The sequence below is a fragment of the Castellaniella sp. UC4447_H14 genome (genome assembly GCF_052978285.1).
The window spans coordinates 2,749,211-2,775,888 of sequence record NZ_CM129666.1 but is presented as its reverse complement, the minus strand read 5'-3'; the positions used below and the strand labels follow the sequence as shown (position 1 = coordinate 2,775,888).

The 26,678-nt window shown below is 66.1% G+C and carries 23 protein-coding genes and 1 riboswitch; of the genes, 11 read left to right on the top strand and 12 right to left on the bottom strand.

The features are described 5' to 3' along the window. Positions 1-101: 101 nt before the first annotated feature. Positions 102-1,541 carry a MocR-like transcription factor YczR gene (yczR, locus tag ACVCMJ_RS13390; protein WP_447081892.1) on the bottom strand — a complete coding sequence of 480 codons (1,440 nt, stop codon included), beginning with the start codon at positions 1,539-1,541 and terminating at the stop codon, positions 102-104. Between the two features lie 62 nt (positions 1,542-1,603). Between yczR and yczE the strand changes: the two genes are divergently transcribed. Then, positions 1,604-2,257 (top strand): membrane protein YczE, encoded by a 654-nt coding sequence (gene yczE / locus ACVCMJ_RS13385; RefSeq protein WP_447081891.1) that lies wholly within the window; start codon positions 1,604-1,606, stop codon positions 2,255-2,257. Between the two features lie 18 nt (positions 2,258-2,275). Here the strand turns inward: yczE and glmS are convergent, their stop codons facing one another. Next, a complete protein-coding gene (glmS, locus tag ACVCMJ_RS13380) occupies positions 2,276-4,108 on the bottom strand; it encodes a glutamine--fructose-6-phosphate transaminase (isomerizing) (RefSeq protein ID WP_447081890.1) in 1,833 nt (610 codons plus the stop codon). Positions 4,109-4,306: 198 nt separating this feature from the next. Between glmS and ACVCMJ_RS13375 the strand changes: the two genes are divergently transcribed. Next, the gene (locus tag ACVCMJ_RS13375) at positions 4,307-4,810 is read left to right on the top strand and encodes an Lrp/AsnC family transcriptional regulator (protein ID WP_447081889.1); all 504 of its coding nucleotides are present in this window, start codon (positions 4,307-4,309) and stop codon (positions 4,808-4,810) included. A 15-nt stretch (positions 4,811-4,825) separates the two neighbouring features. Here ACVCMJ_RS13375 and ACVCMJ_RS13370 read toward each other — a convergent pair whose 3' ends face one another. Together ACVCMJ_RS13370 and ACVCMJ_RS13365 are read right to left on the bottom strand one after the other, a co-directional pair. Further along, the gene (locus tag ACVCMJ_RS13370) at positions 4,826-5,863 is read right to left on the bottom strand and encodes an HD domain-containing phosphohydrolase (protein WP_447081888.1); all 1,038 of its coding nucleotides are present in this window, start codon (positions 5,861-5,863) and stop codon (positions 4,826-4,828) included. Continuing rightward, positions 5,860-8,856, bottom strand: a complete 2,997-nt coding sequence (locus tag ACVCMJ_RS13365; RefSeq protein ID WP_447081887.1) for an MHYT domain-containing protein — start codon at positions 8,854-8,856, stop codon at positions 5,860-5,862. The genes ACVCMJ_RS13370 and ACVCMJ_RS13365 overlap by 4 nt, the downstream gene beginning before the upstream one ends. Positions 8,857-8,949: 93 nt before the next feature. Here ACVCMJ_RS13365 and ACVCMJ_RS13360 point away from each other — a divergent pair, with 93 nt between their 5' ends. Further along, a complete protein-coding gene (locus ACVCMJ_RS13360) occupies positions 8,950-10,131 on the top strand; it encodes a class I SAM-dependent methyltransferase (protein ID WP_447081886.1) in 1,182 nt (393 codons plus the stop codon). On the opposite strand, the gene murI is transcribed toward ACVCMJ_RS13360, so the two are convergent. Genes murI through ACVCMJ_RS13345 form a run of 3 tightly spaced genes read right to left on the bottom strand, consistent with a single transcriptional unit; the run spans position 10,128 to position 14,319 of the window. Next, on the bottom strand, positions 10,128-11,006 hold the full coding sequence (murI, locus tag ACVCMJ_RS13355) for a glutamate racemase (RefSeq protein ID WP_447081885.1): 879 nt from the start codon (positions 11,004-11,006) through the stop codon (positions 10,128-10,130). The genes ACVCMJ_RS13360 and murI overlap by 4 nt on opposite strands. A 2-nt stretch (positions 11,007-11,008) precedes the next feature. Then, positions 11,009-12,133, bottom strand: a complete 1,125-nt coding sequence (locus ACVCMJ_RS13350) for a hypothetical protein (RefSeq protein ID WP_447081884.1) — start codon at positions 12,131-12,133, stop codon at positions 11,009-11,011. Continuing rightward, positions 12,130-14,319 (bottom strand): transglycosylase SLT domain-containing protein, encoded by a 2,190-nt coding sequence (locus ACVCMJ_RS13345; protein ID WP_447081883.1) that lies wholly within the window; start codon positions 14,317-14,319, stop codon positions 12,130-12,132. The genes ACVCMJ_RS13350 and ACVCMJ_RS13345 overlap by 4 nt, the downstream gene beginning before the upstream one ends. Before the next feature lie 24 nt (positions 14,320-14,343). Between ACVCMJ_RS13345 and ACVCMJ_RS13340 the strand changes: the two genes are divergently transcribed. Beyond that, positions 14,344-14,973, top strand: a complete 630-nt coding sequence (locus tag ACVCMJ_RS13340) for a 5-formyltetrahydrofolate cyclo-ligase (RefSeq protein ID WP_447081882.1) — start codon at positions 14,344-14,346, stop codon at positions 14,971-14,973. A gap of 54 nt (positions 14,974-15,027) precedes the next feature. On the opposite strand, the gene metF is transcribed toward ACVCMJ_RS13340, so the two are convergent. The 4 genes from metF to metK form a co-directional block, all read right to left on the bottom strand. Continuing rightward, a complete protein-coding gene (gene metF, locus ACVCMJ_RS13335) occupies positions 15,028-15,864 on the bottom strand; it encodes a methylenetetrahydrofolate reductase [NAD(P)H] (RefSeq protein ID WP_447081881.1) in 837 nt (278 codons plus the stop codon). Next, positions 15,861-16,199 (bottom strand): phage holin family protein, encoded by a 339-nt coding sequence (locus ACVCMJ_RS13330; RefSeq protein ID WP_447081880.1) that lies wholly within the window; start codon positions 16,197-16,199, stop codon positions 15,861-15,863. The genes metF and ACVCMJ_RS13330 overlap by 4 nt, the downstream gene beginning before the upstream one ends. Positions 16,200-16,238: 39 nt before the next feature. Then, positions 16,239-17,645: an adenosylhomocysteinase gene (ahcY, locus tag ACVCMJ_RS13325; RefSeq protein WP_447081879.1), complete on the bottom strand. Its 1,407-nt coding sequence runs from the start codon at positions 17,643-17,645 to the stop codon at positions 16,239-16,241. 59 nt (positions 17,646-17,704) lie between these two features. Beyond that, a riboswitch (S-adenosyl-L-homocysteine riboswitch) is annotated at positions 17,705-17,804 on the bottom strand. Between the two features lie 73 nt (positions 17,805-17,877). After that, positions 17,878-19,041, bottom strand: coding sequence for a methionine adenosyltransferase (metK, locus tag ACVCMJ_RS13320; protein ID WP_447081878.1), 1,164 nt, complete (start codon positions 19,039-19,041; stop codon positions 17,878-17,880). Between the two features lie 224 nt (positions 19,042-19,265). Between metK and ACVCMJ_RS13315 the strand changes: the two genes are divergently transcribed. The 3 genes from ACVCMJ_RS13315 to dapF are packed head-to-tail and all read left to right on the top strand — an operon-like array spanning position 19,266 to position 21,912. After that, positions 19,266-20,120, top strand: coding sequence for a lysophospholipid acyltransferase family protein (locus ACVCMJ_RS13315; RefSeq protein ID WP_447081877.1), 855 nt, complete (start codon positions 19,266-19,268; stop codon positions 20,118-20,120). A gap of 10 nt (positions 20,121-20,130) precedes the next feature. Further along, a complete protein-coding gene (locus tag ACVCMJ_RS13310; RefSeq protein ID WP_447081876.1) occupies positions 20,131-21,021 on the top strand; it encodes a lysophospholipid acyltransferase family protein in 891 nt (296 codons plus the stop codon). Positions 21,022-21,033: 12 nt separating this feature from the next. Then, positions 21,034-21,912, top strand: a complete 879-nt coding sequence (dapF, locus tag ACVCMJ_RS13305) for a diaminopimelate epimerase (protein ID WP_447081875.1) — start codon at positions 21,034-21,036, stop codon at positions 21,910-21,912. A gap of 54 nt (positions 21,913-21,966) precedes the next feature. Here the strand turns inward: dapF and bktB are convergent, their stop codons facing one another. Then, a complete protein-coding gene (gene bktB / locus ACVCMJ_RS13300; protein ID WP_447081874.1) occupies positions 21,967-23,148 on the bottom strand; it encodes a beta-ketothiolase BktB in 1,182 nt (393 codons plus the stop codon). Between the two features lie 130 nt (positions 23,149-23,278). Here bktB and ACVCMJ_RS13295 point away from each other — a divergent pair, with 130 nt between their 5' ends. From ACVCMJ_RS13295 to ACVCMJ_RS13280, 4 genes are read left to right on the top strand one after another with little or no spacing between them, the layout of a single operon-like run. Then, entirely contained in the window at positions 23,279-24,046 is a 768-nt protein-coding gene (locus ACVCMJ_RS13295) for an SDR family NAD(P)-dependent oxidoreductase (RefSeq protein WP_447081873.1), read from the top strand. Positions 24,047-24,058: 12 nt separating this feature from the next. Then, positions 24,059-25,270 (top strand): acyl-CoA dehydrogenase family protein, encoded by a 1,212-nt coding sequence (locus ACVCMJ_RS13290; protein ID WP_447081872.1) that lies wholly within the window; start codon positions 24,059-24,061, stop codon positions 25,268-25,270. Beyond that, positions 25,224-26,306 carry a phosphotransferase family protein gene (locus ACVCMJ_RS13285; protein ID WP_447081871.1) on the top strand — a complete coding sequence of 361 codons (1,083 nt, stop codon included), beginning with the start codon at positions 25,224-25,226 and terminating at the stop codon, positions 26,304-26,306. The genes ACVCMJ_RS13290 and ACVCMJ_RS13285 overlap by 47 nt, the downstream gene beginning before the upstream one ends. Beyond that, positions 26,303-26,662, top strand: a complete 360-nt coding sequence (locus ACVCMJ_RS13280; RefSeq protein WP_447081870.1) for a DUF6285 domain-containing protein — start codon at positions 26,303-26,305, stop codon at positions 26,660-26,662. The genes ACVCMJ_RS13285 and ACVCMJ_RS13280 overlap by 4 nt, the downstream gene beginning before the upstream one ends. The last annotated feature ends 16 nt before the right edge of the window (positions 26,663-26,678 follow it).

Sequence of the window (26,678 nt, the reverse complement as noted above, 5' to 3'; positions counted from 1 at the left end):
CTCCTCTCACTGAAAACCTAAAGCAGCGGCCCGACGGCCGACGAACCCGCATCGATGGAACATGAGACGGCGCCCCGACCCGCATACCGCATCAGGCACACTCAGGCCACAATAACACGAGGGTAAGCACTGCTTCGAGCCCCGGTGCGCTCGCGGTCTCCGATGCGGCGCCACGCGGCGGCGATGCACCCGACGGCGTCCCGCAGCTCGGCGGCGGAGCGTGTCCAGGGCAGCCGCACAAACGAATCCAGCCCGCCGCTGGGAGAGAACACCGGGCCCGGGGAGATGACGACATTGCTCTCCGCCACGGCGGCGGCCAAGGCTGTCGCTCCCCGGCGAGGAAGCTCGCACCATAGCATCAGTCCGCCGGTGGGCCGCACGAAGCGCCAGTCGGGCAGATGAGTCTTTACCGCATTGATCAAGGCATCGCGCTGCACGCGCAAGCGCTCGAGATGCCCGCGTGAAACCGGCCCCTGGCGCAGCAGATGGGCGGCCGCAAGCTGTTCCACGACTGGCACACCGAGATCGATCGACACGCGCGCCCGGCCCACCCGATCCAGGAGTGCGCGCGGGGCGCGAATCCATCCAACCCGCAATCCTCCCCAGAACACCTTGCTCATGCTGCCCAGCGTGAGGGTGTCGGCATGGAAGGCGGCGAACGGCGGAGGCATCCGCTGGCCGTCGAGGGCCAACGCATGGTGGGTTTCGTCCACGATGGCGAATGTCCCATGCGCCGACAGGCAGGCCGCCAGGCGCTGCCGTTGCGCTGCGGTCATGACGGCTCCCGTGGGATTCTGGAAATCGGGAATGAGATAGGCGAAATCCGGCCGCACCTGCTCCACCGTGTCGATCATGCTTGCAATATCCCAACCGTTCGCGCCCAGCGGCGCCTCATGCAGCCGGATGGCAGACGCCCTCAGCATTTCAGCTGCGTTGGGATAGGTGGGGGACTCGACCAGCGCATGCCCTCGGTCCAGCGCGAGTGCGCGCACGGCCACGCCCGAGGCGATCAACGCACCCGCGGTCACCACGATCTGATCCGGACCGGTGGGCAATCCGCGGGCCTCATACGTTGCCGCGATGGCTTCCTGCAGGACCGGCAGGCCGGACGGGAAATATCCGTGTCCGCCCAGATAGGCCGGCAGGTCCGATAACGCCGCCGCATAGGCCGCCATCACGTCCGAAGGCGCGGAGTCCGCGGCACAGGTAAGGTCGATCCTGCCTCCGGCGGCATCCCGCGGGACCAGAACGTGGTCGTGGGCCCGTTCACGTCCGCCGGGTATCGCGGCGAACGTCCCCGAGCCCTGTACCGCGCGCGCGTAGCCATTGTCGCGCAACGTCGCGTAGGCACGAGCGACGGTGGTGCGCGACAACCCCAGGACGGCGGTCAGGTCCCTTTCGCTGGGCAAACGCACGCCAAACGGGATGCGCCCGTCGCCAATGAGGAGCGTGAGCGCACCGGACAGGCCTGCGTAGGCGGGGCCGGCCGGAAGATGGCCGATGAGCTCATGGACACGGCGGGCGGAAATGGCTTCTCTCATGCGGTCCACTTTCTCATAAGTGGCTATTTTCAGCAATGCCAATCCCAGGCAATATTCTGGACATGGATACTTCTGTCGAACTGGCCCAGCTCGGGCCCCTGGAACAGCTCCGCGCCGGGAAAATGGTCCGTCGGTTCGTGCAACTGATGATCGGCTTGTCCCTTTTTGGGATCTCGATGGCGCTGATGATTCGCGGCAACCTCGGGCTGGCTCCCTGGGACGCGCTGCATTTGGGCGTGACTCACCGTCTCTCGATGGACTTCGGCTGGGTCGTCATCGGCATTTCGTTCCTGGTGTTGCTGCTGTGGATTCCTCTGCATGAAATGCCGGGCCTCGGAACCCTCGTCAACGCCGTCACCATCGGCGCCTTTGCCGATCTCGCGCTGCGGGTGCTGGGGACGCCGGCCCCGGTCTGGGAGCGTCTCGCCTTCACCGGTGGTGGTGTGCTCCTGTGCGGACTGGGCTCGGCGCTCTACATCGGCGCGCAACTGGGCCGCGGTCCCCGCGACGGCCTGATGACCGGACTGCAGCGCGTGACGGGCCTATCGTTGCGGCTGGTGCGCACCGGTCTCGAAGTGACGGTGCTGCTGGCAGGGCTCGCGCTCGGCGGTTGGGGGCTTTTCGGCATCGGAACGGTGCTGTTCGCCCTGTGCATCGGCCCGCTGACACAGGCCTTCCTGCCGTGGATGCTCGTCGCCCTGGACTCCGACGCCTAGGCTCCCTCTACCCCGCGGCTACTCCACGGTCACGCTCTTGGCCAGATTCCGCGGCTTGTCCACATCCGTCCCGCGCGCGCACGCGGTGTGGTAAGCCAGCAGTTGCAGCGGCACCACGTGCAGGATCGGCGACAGCTTCCCATAGTGTTCGGGCATGCGGATGACGTGCATGCCCGTCGCGGGAGTGATCTGCGAATCGGCATCCGCAAAGACATACAGCTCACCGCCTCGGGCGCGAACCTCCTGCATGTTGGATTTCAGCTTCTCCAGCAACTCGTCGTGCGGAGCAATGGTGATCACCGGCATGGCATCGGTCACCAGAGCCAAAGGTCCGTGCTTGAGTTCGCCCGCGGGGTACGCCTCCGCGTGGATATAGCTGATTTCCTTCAGTTTCAGGGCGCCTTCCAGTGCGATCGGGTAATGCATGCCGCGCCCCAGGAAGAGCGCATTTTCCTTGCTGGCAAAACGCTCCGCCCAGGCGATGATCTGCGGCTCCAGCGCCAGCACGGCGGAAATGGCCGCCGGCAGGTGGCGCAGGGATTTCAGCGCCTGGTCTTCGGCGTCCGCATCGAGGCGCCCGTGGGCTTGCGCCAGACACAGAGCCAGCAGGTACAGCGCCGTCAGTTGCGTCGTGAACGCCTTGGTCGAGGCCACGCCGATCTCCACGCCCGCACGCGTGATGAAGGACAGCTTGCATTCCCGCACCATGGCGCTGGAGGCCACGTTGCAGATGGTGAGCGTCTGCTGCATGCCCAGGCTGCGGGCGTGCTTGAGCGCAGCCAGCGTATCGGCCGTCTCGCCCGATTGGGAGATGGTGACCACCAGGGTGCGCGGATCGGGGACGCTGGTCCGATAGCGGTACTCGCTGGCGATCTCCACATTGACCGGGATGCCGGCCACCGATTCGATCCAGTAGCGCGCCGTCAGGCCGGCGTAAAAGCTGGTGCCGCACGCCAGAATCAGAACGCGATCGATATCCTGGAACACCGCATGCGCGCCGTCTCCGAACAGCTCCGGCATGACGGCTTCGATGCCGCGCAGCGTATCGCCGACCGCGCGCGGTTGCTCGAAGATTTCCTTTTGCATGAAGTGGCGATACGGGCCCAGATCAGCCTCGCCCGTATGGATCTGGACGGTATGCACCTCGCGGTCCACCGGACGGCCTTGCGCGTCAGTCACCCATACGCGTGAAAGCTGCAGGTCCACAACGTCCCCGTCCTCCAGATAGATGATCTGGTCGGTGGTGCCGGCCAGCGCCAACGCATCCGAGGCCAGATAGTTGCCTTCGGTGCCGCAGCCAACGACCAGCGGCGAGCCTTGGCGGGCGCCAACGACCCGGTGCGGCTCCGCAGAGCAGAAGACGGCAATGGCATAGGCGCCGTCGAGCCGGCGGATGGCCTGCTGGACGGCCGCGAGCAGATCACCGTCGTACAGGTGATCGACCAGGTGGGCGATGACCTCGGTATCGGTCTGGCTCTGGAAGACATATCCGGCCGCCTGGAGCTCCGCCCGAAGCACGTCGTGGTTTTCAATGATGCCGTTATGCACCAGCGCGATGCGCGGCGCGGCCGGGTCCAGCCCGGAGAAGTGAGGATGGGCGTTATGCGTCACCGGCGCGCCATGGGTGGCCCAGCGCGTATGGGCGATCCCGGTCAGGCCCTGGACGCCGTCCTGCTGGGCCTGTGCGGCGAGCTCTGCCACGCGACGCGTGCTGCGCACCCGCTGCAGACCAGTCCCGGTATGCACGGCCACGCCACAAGAGTCGTAGCCGCGATACTCCAGCCGGCGCAGGCCCTCGAGCAGGATGGGGACGACGTCACGTTGCGCCACAGCGCCTACGATGCCACACATGGAGCACACTCCTTCGTTTGAACAATTGCGCTATTGTGGGCAAAGGGTTCAGAAATATGATTTCCTTTTATACCGTGAAATGAACATAAATTTCATTAAATGCTAATGTAGAAATTTTATTTCATATAATACAAAAATATGAAATATTCAATGAAAATATAGGATCGCCTCATCTCTTTTACAAGGCAGATACATATCATGGCCCCCACCCTGCTGGATGATCTTGACCGCCGTATCCTCGAACAGCTTCAACGGGACTGTGCGCTCACGAACCAGGATCTGGCGGATAAGGTACACGCCTCTCCGCCCACCTGTCTGCGCCGCGTCCGGCGCCTGACACAGACTGGCCTGATCAGCCAACGGGTCGCGATTCTGGATCCTGCATTGATGGGTGCCGCGCTCACGGCGATCATCGAGGTCACGCTGGACACCCAGGCAGCGGCGCAGGCCGATGCGCTGGAAGCCGAGCTCGTCGCGGAGCCCGCCATTCAGCAGTGTTACCGCGTCAGCAGCGGTCCGGATTTCATCCTGATCGCCATGGTGGCCGACATGCGGGCCTACCAGGCGCTGGCCCAACGATGTCTGACCAGCGATCCGCGGATTCGCAACGTGCGCAGCTTCTTTGCCACCTCACGCAGCAAATTCACCACCCTCATCCCCATCGCCGCGTCAGCCAGGCCGCCTATTGGCGCGTCGGGGTGACTCGTTCGGGAACCCCTAGCGCGCCTGCTCGATCACGGCCTCGGCTTCTTCGGTGTCGCGCTCGTCGGACCAGCGTACCCGGATCTCCAGGATGTCGGGCACGCACCGCATGAAAGCCTCGACCAGCGCCGGGTCGAAATGCCGGCCGCTCTGCTCACGGATGTATTTCAGCGCCCGCTCGATCGGCCACGCGGGCTTGTAGGGCCGCACACTGGTCAGCGCATCGAACACATCCACCAGCGCCACAATGCGCGCTTCGTGCGGAATGGCCTCGCCCGCGAGGCCCTGGGGGTAGCCGGTACCATCCCACTTCTCGTGGTGGCACTGTGCAATGATGGCCGCCGTCTTCAGCAACCCCGAGGGATGTTCCCCGATGATCTGCGCCCCTATGGTGGGATGCTGGCGCATGACGGCCCATTCCTCGGGATCCAGCTTCCCGGGCTTGAGAAGGATGGCATCGGGAATACCGATCTTGCCGACATCATGCATGGGTGCCGCGTGCAACAGTTCGTCGGCCGCCTCCTCGCCGTAGCCGATTTCCAGCGCCAGGCGCCGCGCGTAGTGGCTGATGCGCACAATATGCATGCCGGTCTCGTTGTCACGATATTCGGCGGCAGCGCCCAGGCAGCGAATGATCTGCAGCCGGGTTTCGAACACCTCCTGCGCCCGCACCAGCGACAGATGGTTGCGGACCCGCACCTGCACAATGGAAGGATTCAGCGGCTTGGTGATGTAGTCCACGGCGCCCAGTTGGAGTCCCTTGTACTCATCGTCGGCTTCACTCAGGGCCGTGACGAAAATGATGGGAATGGCGCGGGTATCCGGCTGACGCTTCAGTGCCGCGCAGACTTCGTAGCCCGACATGCCCGGCATCATGATGTCCAGCAGGATCAGATCGGGCCTGTCCTTGTGCGTCAGCTCCAGCGCGGTGGCGCCATCCTTGGCGAACAACAGCCGGTAAGTCGCCTGCAATGTATGTCGCAGCACTTGCAGATTGGTGGACTCGTCGTCCACCAGCAACAGCGTGCGTCGGGTATCCCTTCTGAAACTCATGGCGTATCTACGGAAGCAATCATGGCGTCAGGCTCGGACTGGACGGCCTCAGCCAACCATTGACGCAACAGCGCGCAAGCGCGGGTAAAGTCGAAGCGATCGAGGGCGACTCGCAGGATCTGGACATGATCGCGACGGCCGGCCGCGATCAGCCGGGCGCAGACCTGCGCGAGCGCGGCATCATCCAGTTCGTTGCGCTCCAGTATCGGCAACAACGTTTCCAGTGCGGTCGTCAGCTCCAACATCGACACGGAACCGCCCGGCGGAGCGTCCGGCGCGGCCACCGCGGGGGTCGGTTCCTCGTCCGGGTCGGCAGGCCGGGCCGTAGCCGCTTCATGACGGGCGGCGAGCAACAGCGCCGAAAGGTCATCCAGCCGGGACAGGACTTCGTCCACTCGATCCTCGCGACACAGACCTTCCAGTTCGCCTGCCAGCCGGGAAGCCGCCATCAGCGCCAGGTTGCCGGCCGCGCCACGAATCCCATGCAGGCTGAACACCAGCGCCGTACCGTCCACCTCCCGTTGTTCAGGATCGGGCAAAGGATAGTTTTCGCCCACGCTGTCCAGGAACGTCACAATCCGCGCCGCCAGGCTGGCCCTGTCCCCCCAGAGCGCCACCCCCCGGTTCCAATCCACCGCCACGGAGGTCGGTGCCGCACTCGCGGCCTCCACTACCGACGGCGCGGTGCGATCATTCAGCACCCGCGCTATCTCCTGGAACAGGTGCGCGACCTCGAGCGGCTTCACCGCAAAGCCGTCCATTCCCGCCCGACGCGCCTCGCAGCGGTCGGTCGCCATGACGCTGGCCGTCAGCGCGATGACCGGCGTGTAAGGCCGTCCTTCTGTGCGCTCGTACTGGCGAATGAGCCGTGTAGCCTGGCGTCCGTCGGTTCCCGGCATGTGCACGTCCATCAGCACCACATCGAAACGGCCCGTCCGATATCGGTTGAACGCCTCGTCGCCATCCGCTGCGCTCACGACACGATGGCCCCGCTTCTCCAGCGTCAGGCGCAGGAGTTCCAGATTCTGGGTGACGTCGTCCGCAACCAGGATATCCAGCGCGGGCAGCGGCGTATGACCCCCGTCCTGTTCCGGCGCAGCCGGCTCGGTGCCCGGCGGCAGCGGCAGCCAGACGTGGAACACGCTGCCCTGCCCGAGGACGCTTTCGGCCCCGATATGCCCGCCCATGGTCTCGGCCAGCTGCCGCGCGATGGTGGTACCCAGCCCGGTGCCGCCGAAGCGGCGGCTGATCGAGGCATCGGCCTGCATGAAGGGATCGAAGATCGTGCGAACCTGCTCGGGCGTCATGCCGATGCCGGTATCGCGGACCGCGATATGGACCTGTCCGGCCTCGTAGGCGAAGTCCACGCTCACCGAACCGGACTCGGTGAATTTGATGGCGTTGCCCACCAGATTGGTCAGGATCTGCAGCAGCCGCAATTGGTCGCCCCTGAAGAATTCCGGCATGCCTTCGGGATAATGAGTCGTCAGATCGAGGTTCTTGGCGTGGGCCCCCAGGCGCAAGGACGATTCGATCTGGAACGCCAGGCCTTTCAGCGAGAAATACGAGTCTTCCAGTTCCAGCCGCCCACTCTCCATCTTGGTCGTATCCAGGATGTCGTTGATGAGCCGCAACAACGACCGGGACGACTGGCGGATGGTGTTCAGGTGCGTGCGCTGTGACGGCGACAGGTTGGTCTGAAGGACCAGATCCGTGAATCCGATGACGGAATTCATGGGCGTGCGGATTTCGTGGCTCATGTTGGCCAGGAAATTGCTCTTGGCCGCCGCCGCCTGTTCCGCGTGGCGCAGCGAATCGCGCAAGGTCGCCTCCAGCGCCTTGCGCTCGCTGATGTCGGTGACGAGGCCCACGAACAGCATCCCTCCCGACAGCAGGTCCACTCGGCCGACCGCAAGCCGGATCGGGACTTCGCTGCCGTCCTTGCGCCGGCCGACGACCTCGCGGCCGGTCCCGACGATGTGCGGCACACGCGTGTCGCGATAGGCCTTCAGGTAGCCATCATGCGCCGACCGGAACGGCTCGGGCATCAGCATCTTGATGTTCCGTCCCACGACCTCTGCCGCCGCGTAACCGAACAGCCGTTCCGCCGAACGGCTGAATTCCTGCACGATGCCGTACGGGTCGATGGTGATGATCGCATCCACGGCGGTATCAAAGATCGCCTGCAGGCGCGACTTGGCGGTCTCGACCTCGCGATAGAGCGCCCGCGAACGCACCAGGCCGTTGAGGGCCGCCACCATGATGGCCATCGTCAGGGTCAGCGACGACAGCGCCAGCGCCACATAGGTCGAATTCAGCCGGATCCCGTCCTGGATGGGGCTGGCGGCGCCCAGAAACCGCACCGACGCCATGCCGGTATAGTGCATGCCGGCAATCGCCACCCCCATGACCAGTCCGCTGGCGAGAAAGCGGACGCGCTCATCGAATGCGCGCAGGCCGGAATAAATCCACAACGCCAGCATCGCCAGCACGACCGCAACGACGATGGACAGCGCGAACATTTCGGGGTCATAGCGCATGTCCAGCGGCGTCACCATGGCCATCATGCCCGTATAGTGCATGGCGCCGATTCCGGCCCCCAGCACCACGCCGCTGGCAACGAGCTGGGCCGCGGAAAACCGGCGCAACGACAGCATGTGGAGGGTGACCAGAGCGCCCATCCAGCCCGGCACCAGCGACAGCAGCGTGAGCGTAGTCTCATAGTAGACCGGTGCGGGCAACTTGAACGCCAGCATGCCGATGAAGTGCATGGTCCAGATACCGCCGCCCAGCGCCACCGAGCCTGTGGCAATGGCGATGCGTCTGTGCATCGCACTTGTGGTCTGCCGGGCGATGTGCGCGGTCTGCAAAGCCATGAGCGAGAGCACCACGGCGACGAATACGGACAGGAATACCAGCCCGGGCTGGTAGGCGCCATGGACGAAATTCGCGCCATCGCCAAGGCTCAGGAAAAAATGATCAGAGTGCGTCATACTGACTGCCCCGTAAAGCCATACGAAACCATCGCTACGGTTATCGGCCGGAATTCGGAAATATTTAGCCCCTGCCTGCTATGCTTGGGCCCTATGATGACTCTGCCCTCCGTCCACCTGCCCGCAGGCCTGCCGCCCCTGGATGATGCCGTCCGCGAACACGGCCACCACGTGCGCGACATGCTTGCGCAACGGATCACTGCCGCCGGCGGCTGGCTCCCGTTCGAACATTGGATGCAGGCGGCGCTCTACGAACCCGGCCTGGGGTACTACAGCGCCGGCAGCACCAAGCTGCACCAGGGCGGCGACTTCACCACCGCGCCTGAAACCAGCCCCCTGTTCGGCCAGGCGCTGGCGCGCCAGATCGCGGAAATCCTGGCGGCCGCCCGGTCCTCGACAGTGCTGGAATTCGGCGCGGGGTCGGGCACGCTCGCCGCAGCCGTGATGCCGGCGCTACGGGATCTGGGCATAGACGCGAACTACCGCATCCTCGAGCTGTCCGCCGACCTGCGCGCACGCCAACAGGCGCGCCTGGCCTCGTGGGGCAACCGGGTCCAATGGCTGGATGCCCTGCCCCACGCATTCACCGGCTGCGTCGTCGCCAACGAGGTGCTGGATGCCATGCCCGCGATCCTGTTTCAATGGACCGAGGCCGGCACACCGGCGCTGCTCGGTGTGGCGATGGATGCGCGTCCCGACGCGTCGGCCCCGTTTCGCTGGATGCTGCGCGACGCCCCGCCTGCCACATCGGCCGCCATCGCAGACCGCATGCCGCCGCTGCCTGGCTACCGGTCGGAACTCAATCCGCAGGCCGAAGCCTGGGTCCGCAATCTGGGCCTGTGGCTGGAAAAGGGCGCCGCACTGCTCATCGACTACGGGTTTCCGCGCCGGGAGTACTATCACCCGCAACGCACGCAAGGCACGCTGATGTGCCACTTCCGCCACCACGCGCACGATCAGCCGCTGGTGCTGGCCGGCCTGCAGGACATCACGGCGCACGTGGATTTCACGGCCATGGCCGACGCAGCCCTGGACGGCGGCCTCGACGTGCTGGGCTATACCTCGCAGGCACGCTTTCTGATGAATGCGGGCCTGACGGATCTGATCCGCGCGCCCGGTGACGCCCCGGCACTGCGCGCGCGCCAGCTCACGGCATTGAACACGCTGCTGTCCGAAGCCGAGATGGGCGAGCTGTTCAAGGTGCTGGCGGTGGGCCGGGGCATCACCCCGCCCCTGCTGGGCTTCACGCGCGGCGACCGGAGGGACCGCCTTTAGGGTTCCGTTCGAGCCGGAAGAGACGCTGAAGCGGGGGCCAACCGGACCTCCGGCCCAAATCCGTCGGATTCCGCCACGCGCAGGCCGAAGCTGTTCATGAGCCGCCGCGTTGCGAAATCGGGCGCGCCGCCGGTGAAGAACGCGGCGTCATTGTCGGCCGGGTGCCGTGCATCGGGCCGGCGCAGCAACAGACTGCGCGCACGGCGCGCAATGGCCTCGGCCGGGTCCAGCCAGTCCACCGGCCACGGCGCCAGCCGCCGGAAGACGTTGGTCATGAAGGGGTAGTGCGTGCATCCCAGCACCACGATGTCGGTGCGCCGGTCCGCGCGCTGCACGAAGCAGGCGCCGATCTCGGCGCGCACGGCCGCGTCGCCCACGCTATCGCCGCGCACGTAGGCCTCGGCCATGCCGGCCAACTTGGTCGAGCCCACCAGATTGACCTCGCAACGCGAGGCAAAGGACTGGATGAGCGCACGCGTATATTCGCGGCAGACGGTACCCGGCGTGGCCAGCACGGATACCAGACCCGATCGGGTGCGCTCGGCCGCCGGCTTGATGGCCGGAACGGTTCCTACGAACGTCATTTCCGGAAAGGCGGCACGCAGGTCGGCGCCAGCCAGCGTGAAGGCCGTGTTGCAGGCCACGATGCACAGGGCTGGATGGTGCTCTTGCAGCAGCTCACCGAAGAGATCGATCAGCCGCGCGCGCAGACCCCTCTCGTCCCAGTCCCCGTAGGGGAAGCCGGCATCATCGGCCACGTACACGAAGCGGCGTTCGGGCATCAGCAGCCTCGCTTCGCGCAGTACCGTCAGTCCTCCGATCCCCGAATCGAAGACCAGCACGGGCTGCGCGGCCTCCGCCTGAATCCTGTCCATGGTCAAACCAGTTTCTCCAGCGCGAGCGTCCGCGCGGTTCTGAGCTTGTCGCGGATGCGCTGCGGGTCGCCGCCCGCGGATCGTGCAATCGCGCCGGCATCGATCGACCGCACGGTCGCCAGCCGGGCCAGCCAGACATCGGCTCGCACGTCCCGGCGCACACAGGCGGCCGCACCCAATAGCGCCTCGAACCGATCGGGACGACGCAGCGCATCGCAGGATTCCAGCACGTCCAGCCATTCCGCCGGGCGGCCGGCCTCGCCGCCCGATGCGTCCGGTGCAAGCTCTGACAGACGCAGCACCAGGCCAGGCAGGAGCCGGGCAAGATCGCGGCAAGCGGACGGCGCGCGCAGGTGTTCCTGCAAGCTGGCATCGGAACTGCGGCACAGCAGCGCATAGCGTTGCGCCAGCCCCAGGCCGCGCTCCGCGGCGCGGTCGAGCTCGGCAGCCGTTTCGGAAGTCCAGAGCAGACCGGGCGCTACCCGTTCGAGCGCGCCGCAAGAGGCCAGCACTTCCATCATGCGCGACGGGTGCGCCGTCGTCAGGCCCTTGGCCAATTCCTGCCAGACCCGCTCCGGCACCAGCGCATCGACTTCGCCGTCGCGCACCAGCGTACGGCACAGCGCCAGCGTCTCGGGGGCAATGGAGAAATCATGGAACCGGGCCGCAAAGCGCGCCAGACGCAGCAAGCGTACGGGGTCTTCGACGAACGCGGCCCCCACGTGGCGCAGCACGCGGGCACGGATATCGGCCACGCCGCCCAGCGGATCGACCAGCGTGCCGTCAGCCGCCCGCGCAATGGCGTTGATCGTCAGGTCGCGGCGGCACAGGTCGTCAGCCAGGGTGACATCCTGCCCCGCATGGAACGTGAAGCCATGGTATCCCCGGCCGGACTTGCGTTCCGTGCGGGCCAGCGCGTATTCCTCGTGGGTGCACGGATGCAGGAATACCGGGAAGTCGCCGCCCACCGGGGTAAACCCGCGTGCTGCCATGGCTTCGGGCGTGGACCCTACCACCACCCAGTCGCGGTCTCCTGCCGGGAGCCCGAGCAAATCGTCGCGCACCGCACCGCCCACGATGTAGACATCCAGACCCAGTGTGGCCTTGTCCGAGGCAGCCGCTGTCACGGCAATGCCGTCCGTGTATCGGCCAAGGGGCTGATCGTGCCAAGACGGGCCTTCAGCGAATGCGGCTCCCCCGAAAACAGGGTGGCATAGTAGACCGCGTTGGACAGGACGTTCTTGACATAGAGCCGGGTTTCCGTGAATGGAATGGTCTCGGCGAAAATGGCGCCTTCCACGGGCGCCTGAAGCGCTGCGCGCCAGCGTTTGGGCCGGCCCGGCCCCGCGTTGTAACCGGCGGTCGCCAACAACTGCGAGCCGCCCAGGTCCTGCAGGACCATGTTCAGATAGTGGGTGCCCAGCACCGTGTTGGTGTCGAAGTCATTGACCTGGGACGGCTGGAAGCTCGTCATGCCGATCTTGCGCGCCACCCAGCGCGCCGTCGCCGGCATGAGCTGCATGAGTCCGGAGGCCCCCACATGCGAGCGCGCATCGGTGATGAAACGCGACTCCTGGCGGATCAGGCCGTAGACCCAGGCGGGATCCAGGTTGATCAGTTGGGCCTTGGCGGCCACCTGGCCCTCGAAGGGCGCGATGAATCGCTGGCTGAAATCCACCACGTGCTTGGTGAGCAGGGAGGTGTTGACCACGCGGTCATAGATCTGCTGCTGGCGGGCGAACTCGGCCGCGCCCCGCAGCTGCGCATCACCCATTCCGCGCAGGGCGTGGTTCCATTCAGGGACCGCCTGGCGGCGCCACCCCAATTCGAACAGCGCCACCGCCCGCTCGAGTCCAGGGTTATGACGGGCCTGCGACACCCAGCCTGGCGCTACCGGAGCAGGTTGAGGAGGCATATACAAGGGCTTGCCGAGCGCCTCTGACGCAAGCTGCCCGTAGAAACCCAAGTCCGTGGAGATGGACTGGAAGTACTGGCGCGCCGCCTTCTGGTTGCCCTGGGCCGCCAGCGCCCGCCCGTACCAATAGCGCCAGACCGGCTCATCGGCCTGGCGGGCCGTCATCTTGCGGATCGCCACTGCCACCCTGTCCCAATGGATGGGCGAGGATCGCAGTTCGGCCCGGACTTCCCAGGCGTGATTGAAATCGGTCATGGGGACGTAGCCCGAATCGCGGTACCAGCGCGCAGCGTCAGGATCCACGTTCAAAGCCGCGGCCAGGCCAAACTGGCCCCAGATCCATTGCATGTCGGCAGCCGGTATCCAGCGAGCCCAATGATCCCGGATGTACTGCCCCGCCTCGGCACGATCGTCGCCGCGCGCCAGGCGTGCCAGCGCAATCTCGGCCAGCTCGAAGTCAGTGGCGGTGTGCGGCTGGGCGCGCGATTCCAGCCAGCGGCGCGGGTTCTTCATGAGCGACACGAACTGAACCATGCTCTCGTCGTCGAACACCGCAGCCGCCACCCGGTTGATCTGGGCCGCCTTGCCGGCCTCCAGCGTGTCGCGCAACAGTCCGTTGAGCTCCTTGCGGCTCAGCACATGGCTTGCCGCGAGCTGGTCCAGCAGGTCCCAGCAATCAGTATTGGGCTGATAGGCGCTCAGGAAGTCGGCGGCGCGGATCTTCTGGCCGGTGAGATGGCGCGACAGCAACTGCGCGCACTGCACGCGCGACGATGGATCCGGCCCGGGATTCAGGCGCAGGGCCTGGGCATATTCGCCGCTGCGCGCCGCTGCGATGATCCACTGGTCGCGGAGCTGGCTGGCGAGATAGGTGCCCGGATAATCCGCCAGGAACTGCTGCATGGCGGCCTGCGGGATGGGCGCGGTGCCCAATTGGAGCTGATGCTGCAGCGACCAGTAGCGCGGATACATACCCAGGACCGGGTCCGCGGTGGCGGCCGGCACCAGCGCATCCACGTCGGACCAGCGGTTCTTCTGCACGGCATCGTACGCGTCCCGGACGGCCTGGCGTGCCGCAGGCGGAACGACGGGGGGCACATAGGGCGTGACCGGCGGAACGGTGGGTGGAGCGGGCACCGCCGCAGGCGCGGCAGGCACCACCCCCGTCGCAGGCGCGACCGGAACGACCGCCGCCACCGTTGGCGCCGTGTCGGCCGCGCGAGGGGCCTCGCCGGCCTGCTGCTCGGCGGCGGTGGGCGCTTGCGCGCCCGCGCAGCCCGTCAGGCCAAGCGTCAGCACCAGCAAGCTCCAGATCAATGTGTGCCGGCGCACCTTCGGGGCCGCCGACGGGGTCGGACCGGAAACCTCGCAATCCCTTAGAATGTCCAGAAACCCCATACAGATACTCGCAAACGGCCCACCATGATTCAGAACGCACAGGATACCGCACTCCCCCTGAGAGAGCGACTGAAAAAGCTGCGCCGCCAGATGCCCCCCCAGGAGCGGGAACGCGGCGGGCTGCTCATCCGGGGCCGGCTCTACACGTGGCTGGCCTCCAACCGCACACGCCTGCGCGAATCCGGCCGCCCCGATGTCCGGCACATCGCCGCGTTCTGGTCCATGGCCGAGGAACCCGAGCTGCAGCCGCTGCTGGCGCAATGGGCCATGGACGAAACCCTGACCGTTTCCCTTCCCATCGTGACGGGCAAGGGCGAACCGCTTGCGTTCGGACGTTGGGATCTGGACACGCCCATGCGCCCCGGCCCCTACGGGGTCCAGGAGCCGGACGGCCCCGAGGCAGATGCCCCGGACATCATCCTGGTTCCCACCCTGGGCTACACACGCCAGGGCGACCGCGTGGGATACGGCGGCGGCTACTATGACCGCACCCTGGCGGCACTGAAGGCCGCGGGCCATTCATTCATCACGCTGGGCGTTGCCTGGGCCTGCGGAGACCTGGCCGATCAATCCTACGCGCCCGCACCGCATGATGTCCGGCTGGATTCCATCCTGACGGACAAGGGCTGGGCGGTACCGGCGCGCGAACTGTAAGCCGCCGTCCGCGTGGCGGCCACCATGCCGCCGTGCTGGCGGTGCGGCTGCCGCTTACCGCACACCCAGATTGGCGCAGATCTGCGCGACGGCATCCGCATGGTTCAGCGTATAGAAATGCACGCCCGGGGCGCCCCCCTCCAGCAGATGCGCCACCAGCCGCGTCACCATGTCCACGCCAAAGGCGCGAATCGAGGCCTTGTCGTCACCGAAACCCTGGAGACGCAAACGCATCCAGCGCGGGATCTCCGCGCCGCACATCTCGGAGAACCGCGCCAACTGTGTGTAGTTGGTCACGGGCATGATGCCGGGAGTGATCGGAACATCCAGACCCCGGGCCCGCACCCGATCGACGAAATGGAAGTAGGCGTCCGGATTGTAGAAATACTGGGTGATCGCGCCGTTCGCCCCCGCGTTGACCTTGTCCACGAAACGCTGCAGGTCATGCTCGCTGCTCTGCGCCTGGGGGTGCATTTCCGGATAGGCCGCGACTTCGATGTGAAAATGGTCGCCATAGTGCTCGCGCACGAAGGCAACCAGTTCGCTGGCGTGGTGCAGATCACCCGTATCCCCGCCCATGCCGGAGGGCATGTCCCCGCGCAGGGCCACCAGGCGGTGGATGCCGCGCGCGCGGTAGTCGTCCAGAATGGTCCGGAGATCCGCGCGGCTGGCCCCCATGCAGGACAGGTGGGGCGCGACCTCGGCCCCCAGCGTCTGCAGCATCTGCACCGTATCCACAGTGCCGGCGCGCGTGGAGCCGCCCGCGCCGAAGGTCACGCTGACGTAGGCGGGATTCAGCGCGGACAGGCGCTTGGCGGATCGCACCAGGCGCTCCTGCGCGGCGATGTCGCGCGGCGGATAGTATTCCAGGCTGATCATCGAGGGTGTCATGAAACCAGCAACCCCGTCAGCGCCGTGGACACGATGCTGTAGACGATGGCACCGATCACGGCCCACCAGAAGCCGTCCACCTGAAAACCGCGCAGGATGGAGCCGGCCAGCCAGAACACGAGCGCATTGAGCACGAACAGGAACAACCCCAGCGTGACCACCGTAAGCGGCAGCGTGAGCAGGACCAGCACCGGCTTGACGACCGCATTGAGCAGCCCCAGCACCAACGCCGCGATCAGCGCGGAGCCGAAGGACGACACGGTGATTCCGGGAAGGATGTAGGCCACGATCAACAGGGCCACGGCATTCAGGATCCAGACGAGTAGCAGCATCATGGACGGCTCCAGTAGAACAGCGGGTGTGCCACCGAACGATCAATAACGATACATGTCGGACTTGTACGGGCCTTCGACCGGGACGCCGATGTAATCGGCCTGCTTCTGCGTCATGGTCGTCAGGCGCGCGCCCAGCTTCTTCAGATGCAGGCGGGCAACCTTCTCATCCAGATGTTTGGGCAGCACGTAGACCTGGCCCGTGGTGTAGTGCCCGCCGCGCGTGAACAGCTCGATCTGCGCCATGGTCTGGTTGGTGAAAGACGCCGACATCACGAAGGACGGATGGCCCGTGGCGCAACCCAGGTTCACCAGCCGGCCCTTGGCCAGCAGGATGACGCGCTTGCCGTCCGGGAAAATGATGTGATCGACCTGGGGCTTGATTTCCTCCCACTGCAGGTCTTCGACCGAGGCCACGTCGATCTCGCTGTCGAAGTGCCCGATGTTGCAGACGATGGCCTGGTCTTTCATGCGATACAGATGATCCCGCCCGATCACGTGGAAGTTGCCGGTGGCAGTGACGAAGATGTCAGCCTGCTCGACCACGCCGGCGTCGCTCAGATCCACGACGCGATAGCCTTCCATCGCGGCCTGCAAGGCGCAGATGGGGTCGGCCTCAGTGACCCAGACCTGGGCCCGCAAAGCCGCCAGTGCCTGTGCGCAGCCCTTGCCCACGTCGCCGAAGCCGCAGACCACCGCGATCTTGCCGGCCACCATCACATCGGTGGCGCGCTTGATGCCGTCCACCAGCGATTCGCGGCAGCCGTACAGGTTGTCGAACTTGGACTTGGTGACCGAATCGTTGACGTTGATCGCGGGGATCTTGAGCTCGCCCCGCTTGGACATCTGGTACAGGCGATGCACGCCCGTGGTGGTTTCCTCGGTCACGCCCTTGATGTGCGACAGGCGGCTGGAATACCACTTCGCGTCCTTGGCCAGGTGCGCCTTGATGGCGGCGAAGAGCACGCGTTCTTCTTCGCTGGTCGGGTGGGCGAGCACCGAAATATCAGTCTCGGCGCGCGCGCCCAGGTGCAGCAGCAAGGTCGCATCGCCACCGTCGTCCAGGATCATGTTGGCGGGTTCACCCGGCCATTCGAAGAGGCGGTGCGTGTACTGCCAGTAGTCTTCCAGCGATTCACCCTTCACGGCGAACACGGGGGAGCCGCCCGCGGCGATCGCGGCGGCTGCGTGGTCCTGTGTGGAGAAGATGTTGCAGGAAGCCCAGCGGACCTCGGCGCCCAGCGCCTTCAGCGTCTCGATCAGGACCGCCGTCTGGATGGTCATGTGAATGCTGCCCGCAATGCGCGCGCCCTTCAGCGGCTGCTGCGCGGCGTATTCCTCGCGGGTGGCCATCAGGCCGGGCATTTCGGTTTCCGCGATGGCGATCTCGCGGCGGCCCCAATCGGCCAGCGTGATGTCGGCAACGGCGTAATCGTGTGCAGTGCTCATGTCGTTCCTGTAGAGCCCGCGCCGGATATGATGAACAACCCCATCACGCCCGCGCAGGGCAATGATGGGCGCCGTTCATGAAGAAGGTTCCTGAGCCTGGCGGCCCGCTGCAGCGCCCGGAAAACGGGCGGCGGGGCCGGTGCAGCGCCCCTCAGGAAAAGACGGACATTATAAACGAAGCGGCGGGCCAGCCCACAAGCTGCCCCGCCGCGATGGGCCTGGAACCGGTGGATCAGGCGGCAGCCTTCAGCACCTGGATCTTGTCGGTCGCTTCCCAGCTGAATTCCGGCTCATTGCGGCCGAAATGACCGTAGGCGGCGGACTTGGCGTAGATGGGGCGCAGCAGGTCGAGCATCTCAATGATGCCGCGCGGCCGCAGGTCGAAGTGCTCGCGCACCAGACGCGCAATCTGGTCGTCGGGGATCACGCCCGTGCCTTCGGTGTAGACCGTGATGTTGATGGGCTCGGCCACACCGATCGCATAGCTGATCTGGATCTGGCACTGGCGCGCCAGACCGGCCGCCACGACGTTCTTTGCCACATAGCGGGCGGCATAGGCGGCCGAGCGGTCGACCTTTGAGGGGTCCTTGCCGGAGAATGCGCCACCGCCGTGCGGGCAAGCGCCGCCGTAGGTATCCACAATGATCTTGCGGCCGGTGAGGCCGCAGTCGCCCTGAGGTCCGCCCACCACGAACTTGCCCGTGGGGTTGACCAGGAATTTCGTACGGTCGGTCAGCAGCCCGGCGGGAAACACGGGGCGGATGATGTGCTCGATCACCGCATCGCGGATTTCGGGCTGGGAAATGTCGGGATGGTGCTGGGTGGACAGCACGACCGTGTCGACCTCGGCCGGCTTGCCGTTGAGGTAGCGGAAAGTGACCTGGGATTTGGCGTCCGGGCGCAACCACGGCAGGCGGCCGTCCTTGCGCAATTCGGACTGCCGCTGCACGATCCGGTGGGCGTACCAGATGGGCGCGGGCATCAGGTCGGGCGTCTCGTCGCAGGCATAGCCGAACATGAGGCCCTGGTCGCCGGCACCCTGGTTCAGGATTTCCTCGGGGGTGCGGTCCACACCCTGGGCGATGTCGGGGGACTGCTTGTCATAGGCCACCAGCACCGCGCAGCCCTTGTAGTCAATGCCGTAGTCGGTATTGTCGTAGCCGATGCGGCGGATGGTGTCACGCGCGACCTGGATGTAATCGACGTTGGCGCGGGTGGTAATTTCACCGGCCAGCACGACCAGCCCGGTATTGCAGAGCGTCTCGGCGGCAACCCGGGAATTGGGGTCCTGTTCGAGCAACGCGTCGAGAATGGCGTCGGAGATCTGGTCAGCGACCTTGTCGGGGTGACCTTCGGAGACTGATTCGGAGGTGAAGAGAAAATCGTTGTTTGCCACAGCGATGCGTCCTTTAGATGCACCGGGCCGCCCGGTGCGAGGTTGAACGATTCGCGTTGCACCTCGGATGGGGCGCGACGCTTTAGCGGATTTTTTGGCGTACCGATGCCGGTACGGAGATCGCTCCGCAAGTTGTCGGTTAACTCAGCGATCCCGCTCATTTTAAGCGAAAATGGCGGCTCCATGGTGAAACCATCTTGACAGACAGGGATTTTCCGCACCCCATGTTGTTGCTTCTCGCGCGCTCATTGGCCTTCCTGCCGCTCTCCTGGCTCCAGTCCCTGGGGCGGTGCATCGGGCGCTTCGTCTATGTGTTTCCGGGCCGCTATCGCCGCCGTTTGCAACAGAACGCACGTCAGGCGGGATACGACAGCCCGGCCTTCGCCCGCCGCGCCGCGGCCGAATCGGGAGCCATGATCCTGGAGATTCCCAAGGTCTGGTGGCGCACCCCCATGTGCCTGGCGCGCACGCGCAGCGAGGAGGAATCGATCGTACGGGACGCCGTTGCGGAAAAGCGTGGCGTGCTCTACCTGACTCCGCACCTGGGGTGCTTCGAGATCACGGCCCGGCACCTGACCCGATACGGGCCGCTCACCGTGATGTTCCGGCCCTCGCGCAGCCCTCGGCTGGACCCCATCGTGGAATCCGCCCGCGACATGCACAATTTGCGAGCCGTTCCCGCCAATCGCCAGGGCGTGCGCGACTTCGTGCGCGCACTCAAGCGCGGCGAAGCGGTCGGCATGCTGCCCGACCAGGTCCCGCGCGAAGGCGACGGCCTCTGGCTGCCATTCTTCGGGCGTCCCGCGCTGACCATGATCCTGGCCGCCCGCCTGGCGCTGCAAACCGGCGTGGCCGTGATCCTGACAGCCGGCGAGCGCCTGCCGCACGGACGCGGCTGGCGGATGCATTACCTGCGGCTGCCCGAGCCATTGCCGCCCACGACGGAAGCAGTGGCGGCCGCCATCAATCACGCCATGGAAACGCTGATCCGGCGTTTTCCGGAACAATATCTGTGGAGCTATAACCGCTACAAGCGGCCGGACGATGCACCGCCCCACCCGGACGAGACGAGACCTTAAAATCTCCGCCATGGCCTTTGACAAGAAACCGTTGCTGCGCGCCGTGCTGGGCTATTTCGGACGCTGCCCGGACCGCACCCGCCTGCGCTGGGGCCGCATGCTGGGATGGCTCACGCCCCGGCTGCTGCGGTCACGCGCCCACATCGTGCGGGTCAATCTGGATCGCTGCTTCCCCGACCGAACGCCCGAGGAACGCGACGCCATGGCACGACGGCACTTCCGGCTGCTCGCCCAGTCGTTCGTCGATCGGGGGCTGTGCTGGTTCGGCGCGCGCACGCGAATCATGGGCACCGTGGCACTGCACGGCGAACAGCTCCTCCAGGACCTGCTGGACCAGCAGCGGCCCATCCTGATGTTCGCGCCGCACTTCATCGCGCTGGACGCCGCCGCAACGCGGCTCACGCTGTTTCTGAAGGAATCCGCCACGCTCTATACGAAGCAAAGCGATGCCGACGTGGATGAAATCGTGCGACTGGGGCGCGGGCGCTTCAACGAGGTCCACCTGGTCAGCCGCCACGCGGGGGTGCGAGGACTCATCCGCCATCTGCGCAAGGGAACGCCGGTGTACTACCTGCCCGACATGGACTTCGGCCGCCAGGGCAGCGCGTTCATTCCGTTTTTCGGGGTGCCCGCCGCCACGCTGCTGTCGGCCGCGCAAATCGCCAAGGCCTGGGGCGCTGTCGTGGTCCCTATCATCAGCCGGCTGGACCCCGACACCGGCCGCTATCGGGTGGACATCGGGCCAGCCGTCGACAACTTCCCGGGAAACGACACCCCCGAAGCCGCCACGGCCCGGCTCAATGTCCTGATCGAACAGGAGGTGCGCCGCGATCCCGCCCAGTATTATTGGGTACACCGCCGGTTCAAGACCCGGCCGGAAGGGGAAGCGGGATTTTATTGAGGATATCAATCCATGATCTGGAAGTTCACCAAGATGCACGGAGCGGGCAATGACTTCGTCATGCTCGATGGTGTGCGGCAATCGATAGATCTGACCCCTGAACGCGCCCGCGCATTGGCTGACCGGCACTTCGGCGTCGGTGCCGACCAGATCCTGCTGGTGGAACCGGCGACCCGCCCCGATACCGACTTCCGCTACCGCATCTTCAATGCGGACGGCGGCGAGGTGGAGCACTGCGGCAACGGCGCGCGATGCTTCGTGCGCTTCGTGCACGAGCAGGGCTTGTCACCGCGCAATCCGCTGCGTGCCGAGATTGCCACCGGGACCATTGTGCTGAGCGAATCCGACGACGGCGAGGTGTCGGTCGACATGGGGCGCACCGGGTTCACCCCCGACCGTGTGGCGTTCGACCCGCAGGGCCTGCCCACCCGCGCCCGTGGCGAGGATACGCAATACGGACTCGACGTGGACGGCGAGCCGGCCCCCATCTGGTGCTCGCTGGTGGCGATCTCCAATCCCCACGCCGTCATCCAGGTCGAGGACACCGAGGCCTACCCGGTTGGTCGCATCGGGCCGCTCATCGAAAGTCATCGGCGTTTCGCGCACCGGATCAACGCGGGGTTCATGCAGGTGCTGGACCGGCACCATATCCGTCTGCGGGTCTATGAACGCGGCGCCGGCGAAACCCTGGCCTGCGGCACGGGAGCCTGTGCTGCTACGGCTGCGGGCATCCGTTGCGGGCTGCTGGACAGCCCGGTGCGCGTGGACACCCACGGCGGCACGCTGAGGATCGAATGGGACGGCGAAACCCTGCGCCTGCAGGGCCCCGCCACGACGGTGTTCCAGGGCCAGATCGACGTGGACGCGCTAGTGTCCCGTTCGGGACACTAGGGATCCCCTGATCCAACGGAGGATCCCAAGGCGGCCGGGCCTGAACCCGGCCGATCAAAGCCGCTCGTAAACCGCCGCGATTCCCTGGCCGCCGCCGATGCACATGGTGACCAGCGCATAGCGCCCCTGAGTGCGCTGCAGCTCGTACAGCGCCTTGACCGTCAGGATGGCACCCGTGGCGCCGATCGGATGGCCCAGACTGATGCCGCTCCCGTTCGGATTGACCTTTGCGGGGTCGAAGCCCAGTTCGCGGGCCACGGCGCAGGCCTGCGCGGCGAAGGCTTCATTGGCTTCGATCACGTCCATTTGATCCAGCGACAACCCCGCCCGCTTGAGCGCCGTGCGGCTGGCCGGGACCGGGCCGATCCCCATGTACTTCGGATCGACCCCCGCATGGCCGTACGACACCAGGCGCGCCATGGGCTTCACGCCACGCGCCTTGGCGGCGTCCGCCGTCATCAGCAAGACCGCGGCCGCCGCATCGTTGATGCCCGACGCGTTCCCGGCCGTTACGGTCCCGCCCTCCTTCTGGAACACAGGCTTGAGCTTGCTGAAGCTGCTTTCGTCGGCATCGGACCGTACATGTTCGTCGCGATTGAACACCACGTCGCCCTTGCGGGTCTGGCGCACCACCGGGACGATCTGCTCCTTGAAGTAACCCTGCTCGATGGCATGGGCGGCGCGGCGATGGGACTCCAGCGCCAGCGCGTCCTGGTCCTCGCGGCTGATGCCGTATTTTTTGGCCACGTTTTCGGCCGTGACGCCCATGTGGCAATGATCGAACGGGTCGGACAGCGCGCCCGTCATCATGTCGATGAGGCGCGCATCGCCCATGCGCGACCCCCAGCGCTGCCCCACGGCCGCGTAAGGCGCCCGGCTCATGTTCTCGGCTCCGGCGCCGATCGCGACCTCCGCGTCCCCCAGCATCAGGCACTGGGCCGCCGACACGATGGCTTGCAAGCCGGAGCCGCACAGCCGATCCACGTTGAACGCCGGCACGTTGTCGGGAATGCCGGCGTTCAAGGCTGCCACGCGCGACAGATACATGTCGCGAGGTTCCGTGTTGATGACGTGGCCGAAGACGACGTGGCCCACAGCGGCCGCCGGCACGCCCGTACGTTCGAGCACGGCGCGCACCACCGTTTCGCCCAGTTCGCACGGGGGCACGTCTTTCAGGCCTCCACCGAAATCCCCGACGGCCGTGCGGCACGCCCCTACGATGACGATGTCTTGCATGATGATGCTCCTATGGCAGGCGCCGCTTGGCGCGACGCCGATTGAAGCCCATAGTAGCGCATTGATGCGCCCTGAAATTGAGAAAATCGAACGATCGCTCTACACTCAATCCAGGAGAGAGGGTCAGTGTATGGACGACAGATTCAGCCTGGCAGGCAGGACCGCGCTGGTGACCGGTGCTTCGGGCGGCCTTGGGACGCGTTTCGCCCGCACGCTGGGGCTGGCGGGAGCAACCGTCATCCTTGCGGGGCGCCACCGCGAGGCGCTGGTGCGGCTCGCCGAAGACCTGGCGGCACTGCGCATCACGGCGCTGGCGCAACCCATGGACGTGGCCGACGCCGACAGCATCCGCCGGGGGCTGGACGAGGCGCAGACACACGCGGGCGTGATCGACATCGCCGTATGCGCAGCCGGCATCGCGACTCATAAACCCGCGTTGGACGTGTCCGCGGAAGAATGGGACCGCGTCCTTGCCGTCAATCTGAAGGGTTGCTGGCTCACGGTCAGCGAGGTGGCGCACCGGCTCGTCGCCGCCCAACGTCCAGGCTCGCTCATTCTGGTGTCCTCGATCCTCGGCCATCGCGTGGCCGGAAACGTGCTCCCGTACACGGTATCCAAAGCCGGGCTGGAACAGATGACGCGCGCGCTGGCCCTGGAATGGGCGCGCCACGGCATCCGCGTCAACGCATTGGCTCCCGGCTACATCGAAACGGATCTGAACCGCGAGTTCTTCGCCACGGACGCCGGCCGGACACTGATGCGCCGCATCCCGCAGCGGCACCTGGGCCGACCGCAGGATCTGGACGGGCCCCTGTTGCTGCTCGCCTCGGACGCGTCGGCCTACATGACCGGCACTTCGCTCGTGGTCGATGGCGGCCATCTGCAATCCACGCTGTAAGGGACACACGACATGGATTTCACTCTCTCTGACGCCGCCCAGGATTTCAGCACCCGGATCCGACAGTTCGTCGACACCGAGCTCATCCCACTGGAAGCGGATCCCCAGTCTTACGACGCGCACGAAAACCTGGACCCCGTCCGCCTCCACGCTCTGAGAGCAAAAGCCCGCGCCGATCACCTGTGGTGCCTGCAAATGCCGCCGGAACGCGGCGGACAGGGCCTGTCCATGGCGGACATGGCGGCCTGCTACGAGGAAATGAACCGGTCCATCTTCGGACCGGTGGTGTTCAATTCCGCGGCGCCAGACGACGGCAACATGATGGTGCTGAACAAGATCGCCACGCCGGCCCAGAAGGACCGCTGGCTGCAACCCATCATCGATGGCACGGTGCGGTCGTCGTTTGCCATGACGGAACCGGCGCCGGGCTCCGGATCGGATCCCGCCATGATGCAGACCCGCGCCACGCGCGAGGGCGATCACTGGCGTGTCCACGGCACCAAACACTTCATCACCGGCGCGGGCGTGGCGGAGCACTTCATCCTGGTCGCACGCACTTCGGACGACGCCCGCAAAGGCTTGACGGCCTTTCTGTTCCACAGGGACGACCCGGGTTGGGAGGTGGTGCGCCGCATCCCCATCATGGGGCCGGAAGAACACGGCGGGCACTGCGAACTGCGCTTCGACGGGTTGTGCATCCCGGACGAAAACCGCCTCATGGGGATCGGCGACGGGTTGAAGGTCACCCAGATCCGACTGGGACCGGCACGGTTGACGCACTGCATGCGCTGGCTGGGCCTCGCGCGCCGGTCGTTGGAAATCGCGGGGACCTACGTCACGCAACGGCAGGCCTTCGGTCAAGCGCTGGCCGACCACGAGGGCGTGCAATGGATGCTGGGCGAGGCCGCGCTGCAGATCCGTACCGGTCGCCTGCTGACCATGCATGCCGCCTGGAAGCTCGACCAGGGGGACTTCGCACGGGCCGAGGTCTCCATGGCCAAGGTCGCCGTGGCCGACGCCCTGCACAAGGCCGTCGATACCGCCATCCAGCTCTGCGGCGCGCGCGGCTATTCGCGCGACACGCCGCTGGAATGGATTTACCGCTACGCCCGCCAGGCGCGGCTGGTCGACGGCGCCTCCGAGGTCCACAAGATGGTCCTGGCGCAGCGGCTGCTGCATGACGACGACTTCTGGCATTGGGGGGTGGGCCATGGCCGCCCCTGAGGCCGCGCTGGCCGATTATCTTCGGCGCGAATGCCGCGCGCAGTCCGTCGATGTCCTGGAATTCTCGCGGCTGACCGGCGGCGCCATCCAGGACAACCATGGCCTGACCGTACGCATGACGGGCGGCACCCATCCGGGCGAGCACCATTTCGTGGTGCGCAGCGATGCCCCTTCGCGCATCGCCGCGAGTCTGGATCGAAGCCAGGAATTCCAGGTCCTGAAAGCGGCCCACGAAGCGGGGCTCACGGTTCCGCAGCCGCTCTGGCTGTGCACGGACCCCGGCGTGCTGGGGCGCACGTTCTTCATCATGCAGCGGGCCGAAGGCAGCAGCGCGCCCGCCTCATTCTTGAAGGCGGCGCTGGATCCCGGCCAGGCCAGGGCGCTCACACACCGCCTGGGTGGAGAACTGGCGCGCCTGCATCGCGTCAAGCCGCCGCGCGCCGATCTGGAATTCCTCACACGCCCCCCGGAACCGGCTGCGTTGCACCGCGTGCGCAGCTATCAGCACGCCCTGGACCAGATCGATGAGCCTCATCCCGTGCTGGACTGGGCGCTGGTGTGGCTGGCCGACCACCTGCCGGCTGCCCACGACCTCGTGCTGTGCCATTGCGATTTCCGGACCGGCAATTACATGGTGCGCGACGGCCAGCTCAGCGCCGTGCTCGACTGGGAATTCGCCGCGTGGAGCGATCCGTATGAAGACCTGGGATGGCTGTGCTGCCGAAGCTGGCGCTTCGGCGCCCGGGAACGCGAGGTGGGCGGACTGGGCGACAAGACCGACCTGTTCGCCGGCTACTCGGCCGTCTCGGGCCACCCGGTGGACGGCCCCGCCGTCGAATATTGGGAGATCATGGGTCTGGTGCGCTGGTCCGTCATCGCGCTGCAGCAGGCCCAGCGTCATCTGTCGGGCGAGGAACCCTCGCTGGAATTGGCACTGACCGGACGCATGCTGCCCGAAATGGAATTCGACCTGCTGGAGCAGATCGGGCACCTCACCGCGGCATCGACGCACCGGCAACCGGAGGCCCCCTCATGATCAACCAGCCCGACGGCGCTGCCCTGCTCGACGTGGCCCGGCGCACGCTCATGGAGCGGCTGCTGCCGGCGCTCCCGCCCGATGAGGCCTACGCGGCCCGCATGGTGGCCCGCGCCATGGGCATCGCAGCGCGCGAGTTGCAGCGGGCCCCGGCAGGGGATGCCGACGACGCGGCCGCCATCGCCCGGTTCCTGGAACAGGCCGGCAAGGGCGATCTGGCCGCCGACGAGCGGACGCTCAGCCGCCTGATCCGCGAACGGCAACTGCCCGAGCCGGCCCAGCCTGCGCTGGTCGAATTGCTCATGACGTTGACACGGCGCAAGCTCGCGCTCAGCAATCCCAGATTCCCATCGTGATGCCCTCCAAGGAGGC